The organism is Frigoribacterium sp. RIT-PI-h, from assembly GCF_001297205.1.
GTDB lineage: Bacteria > Actinomycetota > Actinomycetes > Actinomycetales > Microbacteriaceae > Frigoribacterium.
Genome location: NZ_LHOZ01000102.1, coordinates 1 through 3,121, shown reverse-complemented (window position 1 = coordinate 3,121; position 3,121 = coordinate 1). Strand labels below are relative to the sequence as shown.

The 3,121-nt window shown below is 69.9% G+C and carries 3 protein-coding genes and 1 pseudogene; 1 reads left to right on the top strand and 3 read right to left on the bottom strand.

Going from position 1 to position 3,121, the window contains the following annotated elements:
* Positions 1–361 (top strand): Ltp family lipoprotein (locus AEQ27_RS14775; RefSeq protein ID WP_054147362.1); only part of this gene is annotated, 361 nt, incomplete at its 5' end.
* Between the two features lie 84 nt (positions 362–445).
* Here the strand turns inward: AEQ27_RS14775 and AEQ27_RS14770 are convergent.
* The 3 genes and pseudogenes from AEQ27_RS14770 to AEQ27_RS14760 form a co-directional block, all read right to left on the bottom strand.
* Positions 446–1,468 carry an acetamidase/formamidase family protein gene (locus AEQ27_RS14770; RefSeq protein WP_082383631.1) on the bottom strand — a complete coding sequence of 341 codons (1,023 nt, stop codon included), beginning with the start codon at positions 1,466–1,468 and terminating at the stop codon, positions 446–448.
* On the bottom strand, positions 1,465–2,919 hold the full coding sequence (locus AEQ27_RS14765; RefSeq protein WP_054147361.1) for an APC family permease: 1,455 nt from the start codon (positions 2,917–2,919) through the stop codon (positions 1,465–1,467). The genes AEQ27_RS14770 and AEQ27_RS14765 overlap by 4 nt, the downstream gene beginning before the upstream one ends.
* Positions 2,885–3,121 (bottom strand): annotated as a pseudogene (locus AEQ27_RS14760) (hypothetical protein); the annotation flags it as partial. The gene AEQ27_RS14765 and the pseudogene AEQ27_RS14760, both read right to left, overlap by 35 nt.

Below are 3,121 nucleotides of genomic sequence, written 5' to 3'. Positions count from 1 at the left end.
CGTCCGCACGTCGTCGACACCCGCCCCCACTGCGTCGGCCACGCCGACGTCCGCAGCCGCCGACGTGCCCGCCGACTACTCCGACGCCCTCGACGACGCCGAGACCATCGCGATCAGCCTGGGAAGCAGCAAGGCCGAGACCTTCTCGAAGCTCGTCGCCGGCGGTGCGTCCGCCGAAGCGGCCCAGTACGCCGTCGACACCGTCGACGCCGACTGGCAGGCCAACGCCGTCCGCAAGGCCAAGGCCTACGCGCGGGACGGCATGACCGGCGACGTGCTGCGCGACCAACTCGTGAGCGAGTACGGCGAGCAGTTCACGGCTGAGGAGGCCGACTACGCCCTGGCGCACCTGAACGACTGAACCGACGACGGGTCAGACCCCACGAAACGGCCGAGACCCCCGTGCGCGCACGGGGGTCTCGGTGACTTCCTGGGGTCTCGCGCGCTAGAGCACGCTCTTGGGCACGCGGTGCAGCGTGACCGCGCCGACGGCGTCGAACGGGTGCAGCGGGTCGGGGGCGACCGAGCCCGTCGGGCCACCGAGCCGCGAGTGCCCCACGGCGCTGAGCACGGCGTAGGCGTCGCCTCGGGACCAGCCGTGGTCGTCCACGAGGAACGAGAAGGCGTCCTCGTAGCCGCGGCGGATGCTCTCCTGCACCGGGTCGCCGAGGCCGACGAAGATCCAGTCGTCGGCGGTCTCGATGCGCGGAGCCCGCAAGCCGAGGCCCGGCACCAGGTCGATCGAGACGACCGCCGTGCCCTCGGCCTCGATGGCCACGAACGACGACTCGCCCTCGGCCATGATCGCGTGCACGTCGCCGATCGACAGGTACGCGCCCTCGACCATGACCGGCAGGTAGACCGTCGAGCCGACCGTGTTCTCGGTGACGTCCATGTTGCCGCCCTGGGCGTACGCGGGCATGATCGTCGAGTTCTCGCCCTGGGCGGGCGCCGTGCCCATGCAGCCGATCATCGGCCGGGCCTCGAACACGTGCCGGTCGGTGACGTGCACCCCGTCGGAGTCGATCGGCACGCGGCGGGTGAACATCTCGTCGCCCATGACGTGCTGAAGAGCTCCGGACCCGGGCAGGCTGACCGACCAGCCGTGCTCGATCAGTCGGACCTCGTGCCCCGTGACGGCGAGCGCGTCGCCCGGCTTCGCGCCCTCGACGTACACCGGCCCGGTGACGGGGTTGATCGGCACGGACAGCTTCGCCAGGTCGTGGTGCCGGTGCAGCTCGGCGTAGACGGCGTCGCTCGTCTCGAACCCGATGCGTTCGCCCGTGCCGGGTTCGATGCGCAGGGCCGGCGGGGCCGTGGCGGTGAAGCCGGGGCGACCGTGCTCCTTGCCGAGGAAGTGGTCGATCCCGTCGTGCCGTGGCCCCGAGGAGGCGCGGGTCGGCTCCCCGGCTGAGGCGCCGGCCCCCGGGCCGGTCCCGTCGGCGCCGGCAGCGTCCCCGGAGCTCATGCGTCGCGCCGTTCGGAGTCGGCGGCGGGCACCGACGTGACCGCAGGATCGTCCGCGCCCTGCCCGAGGGTCGGCGCCGCGCCTCCTCGGCTGCGGTAGTAGAGGAACACGCCCGCACCGAGCGCCAGCCAGATCACGCCGCCGATCTTGGCCTCGGGCGCGGCGTTGACCAGCACGTAGCCGATGATCAGGAACCCGACCACGGGCACGACGAGGTGCAGCAGCCAGTTGCGCGACTTCTTCTTCACGACGTAGTGCACGACGACCGACACGTGCAGCAGCATGAAGCCGAAGAGGGCCCCGAAGTTGACCAGCGAGGCGATCACGTCGATCTGTCCGACGAAGAACAGCACGAGCACGGCCGAGAGCGCCGACACGACGAGGATCGCGGCCTGCGGCACCTGACGCGTGTTGATCTTCGAGAGGAAGGCCGGCAGCTGCTTGTCGCGGCTCATCGAGAACAGCAGGCGCGAGGTCGCGGCCTGGGCGGCCATCGCGTTGGCGATGCCGACGGCGAGCACGTTGACGACGAAGAACGCCGTCGCCCACCCGCTGTTCGAGGCCTCGCGCACGAGGTCGAAGAAGGCGTTGCCGGCCTCGCCCTCGGGGAACGAGTCGCGGCCGCCGGCGAGCGCGCTGGCCAGCCAGGTCTGCAGGATGAAGCAGAACGCCACGATGAACAGGGCGATGATCATCGCCTTGCCCGCTCCGCCACGCTTGCCGGTGCTCTCTTCGGACAGCGTCGAGATGCCGTCGAAGCCGAGGAAGCTGAGCACGGCGATCGACAGCGCCGAGGCGATCAGGGGTGCGGTGACCTTGCTCGAGTCCCAGATCGGGTCGGTGGTGAACTCGGCGCCGGGGATCGTGCCGCCGTTGAGCGCGGTCACGGCGATGATGACGAAGATCACGATGAAGACGACCTCGATCGCGAGGAACACCCGGTTCATCAGCTTGATCGAGCTGATGCCGAGCAGGTTCACCGCGGTGTTGATCGCGACGAAGATCAGCGCCCACATCCAGCGGGCGGTGCCCGGGAAGATGCCGATCATCGACTCGGCCGCGAAGACGTAGAGCAGCGTCGGCACGAGCAGGTAGTCGAGCAGGATGGCCCATCCGGCGAAGAACCCGGCCACGGGGTGGATGCCCCGCCCGACGTACGAGAAGACCGACCCGGCCAGCGGGATCGACTTCGCCATCTGCGCGTAGGCGAGGGCGGTGAAGATCATGGCGACGAGGCCGACCAGGTAGACCAGCGGCACCATGCCCGACGAGGCGTTGTAGACGGTGCCGAAGATGGCCCAGGGCGCGATCGGCACCATGAAGATCAGGCCGTAGATCAACAGGTCGACGGTCGAGACCGACCGCTTGAGTTCTTGCTTGTAGCCGTACTGCTCGAGCTGCTGCTGGTTGCTCAGCTCACCGCCGGAGGCGGCCTTCGTGGGCAGGGACATGGTGTGCTCTCTCGCTCGGGTGGGGATCGGGGAGCGCGACCGGGCCGGGTGGGGCGCGCTCGCCGAGGCGGATCTCGAGCGGGGGCAGGATCAGGAGGTCGGACTGCTGCGCGGCCTGGGCGAACTGCGAGTTGTACTGGAACCCGCCGACGCTGATCGGGTCGGCCAGCATGGTGCCGCACGCGGAGCGCGACGTCGAGGG